This is a genomic window from Methylovulum psychrotolerans, assembly GCF_002923755.1.
Lineage (GTDB): Bacteria > Pseudomonadota > Gammaproteobacteria > Methylococcales > Methylomonadaceae > Methylovulum > Methylovulum psychrotolerans.
Window position 1 is genome coordinate 1 of the sequence record NZ_PGFZ01000069.1, and the last position, 1,607, is coordinate 1,607.

Consider the following 1,607-nt stretch of genomic DNA (forward strand, 5'->3'; position numbering starts at 1 on the left):
CCACATCGAACGGATCAGGGCGCGTAACCTTTGGCACTTGGCAAACCGTGTCATCCGCAAGCTGCTTGCCCATACCGTAGGGGTGTTTCTGAATTGTTGCCTGGGCCGCCACCAACCCCTCCAATTTAAGGGGTTGGTACAAATCTAAAAAGTCGAACATCGCGTGTTTATCGTATTTTCTTAAGAAAGCTCCGTACTCAACGGCTTGGCTTATTACCAGGCACTGATTTGATTTTAAAGCGGTGCGGCTTATTCTGCCCTTGGTCAAGTTTACTTAAAACCTGTTGCAAGCGTTGTTGTTCTTGGCGCAAGCTGGCGCAGACTTGGCGCAAGCTGGTTTCGGATTCGCTCAATACGGCAATTTGTTGGGCTTGCCTTTGAATTTTTTCTTGCCATTTTTCTTCAAGAAACTGCTTTTCCTCGCTGAGCCGCCGGGCAAACCACTCTTGCTCTTGCTCTTGTTGCTGTTGCCAACGCAGAGCCTGTTCCTGCATAAGCTTGTGTTGCTCCTGCAACTGCTTTTCGTTGGCCGCTACCTTTTCTTGCAACTCCGCATTCTTTTGTTGCTGTCCGTTCAGTTGCTGTTGCAAGGCTTGGCTGTATTGCCCTGCTTGCGCTAACGCGGTGTCGGTGTCCCTAAGTATGGCTTTTAACGTTTGCTGTTCCTGTTGCTGCTGGACCAGTACCGCTTGGTTTTCGGCCAAGCTATGCTGATAGGCTTTTTCTTTGTCAAGATAGGCCTTTTCTGCCTCTAGCACCGCCAGTTTCCAGACTTGTTCGACGCTATGGATGAGTGTCACCGGAATATCGGGGCGGTGCAATTTGTCAAAATGCTGTTCGGCAAAATGTTGCGTCCATTCGTTCATCGCCTTTTTGATGGTCGTCGGACTATTGACCCCAATCCGCTCACGGATTAGGTCTATGGTAGGGAAGCGGCCTAATTCGGTGAGAATCCGGTCACAACAGTCGTAAGCTCTAGCGTAGGTGTCGGTGAGTTTGGGCATGGTAAGGCGTAACCGTATAGGTAAGAAAACAGGAGACTTAAGCCGCTTGCCGCACCTAAACAACAGATGAAACGTAAGGGAGAAAAAGGGCAGCGCCTAAAGCCAAAGTATAGGTGCTTATTATCTGATGTTACGCACCCCATCCCAAAAAGAGTATCATTGACGGATGGAAAAAGAAAAAATAGAACTCTACACAGACTACCTGATTTGCAACCAAGGCTTTGCAACGGCGACGGGCTTGTCGGCGATGCTTGACGGAGAGATCAGCCATGACCAAATGACCCGCCACCTGTCCGCGAGGGAATACACCTCGAAAGACCTGTGTACCCAAAGGGCATAAAGGGCGAGGTAAAGCCTATCGTACGCCAGATCGAGCGCGACGATGGCTGTCTGATCTTCGACGACACCGTCCAGGAAAAGGCCTGGACGGACGAAAACGAAGTCATGTGCTGGCATTTTGACCACTGCAAAGGGCGTCCTGATTAGCAAGATGCTTCAGCCGAGGGGATCCAAACCTCTGGGCGAGGCCCAACGGCGATGGCGGCAACAAGCAGGCGCATGGGAAGCCTATCGAGCTGGAACCTGCGGTTGAAGCGATAGGCG

1 protein-coding gene and 3 pseudogenes are annotated in these 1,607 nt (G+C 51.0%); 2 read left to right on the top strand and 2 right to left on the bottom strand.

All coding sequences use genetic code 11. The features are described 5' to 3' along the window. Window positions 1–148, top strand: a pseudogene (locus AADEFJLK_RS25790) (IS982 family transposase); the annotation flags it as partial. 49 nt (window positions 149–197) lie between these two features. On the opposite strand, the gene AADEFJLK_RS23580 reads toward AADEFJLK_RS25790, so the two are convergent. Further along, window positions 198–1,004: a DNA-binding protein gene (locus AADEFJLK_RS23580; protein WP_103976032.1), complete on the bottom strand. Its 807-nt coding sequence runs from the start codon at window positions 1,002–1,004 to the stop codon at window positions 198–200. A gap of 166 nt (window positions 1,005–1,170) precedes the next feature. Between AADEFJLK_RS23580 and AADEFJLK_RS23585 the strand changes: the two are divergent. Beyond that, window positions 1,171–1,481, top strand: a pseudogene (locus AADEFJLK_RS23585) (IS701 family transposase); the annotation flags it as partial. Window positions 1,482–1,486: 5 nt separating this feature from the next. Here the strand turns inward: AADEFJLK_RS23585 and AADEFJLK_RS25795 are convergent. Beyond that, window positions 1,487–1,607, bottom strand: a pseudogene (locus AADEFJLK_RS25795) (IS1595 family transposase); the annotation flags it as partial.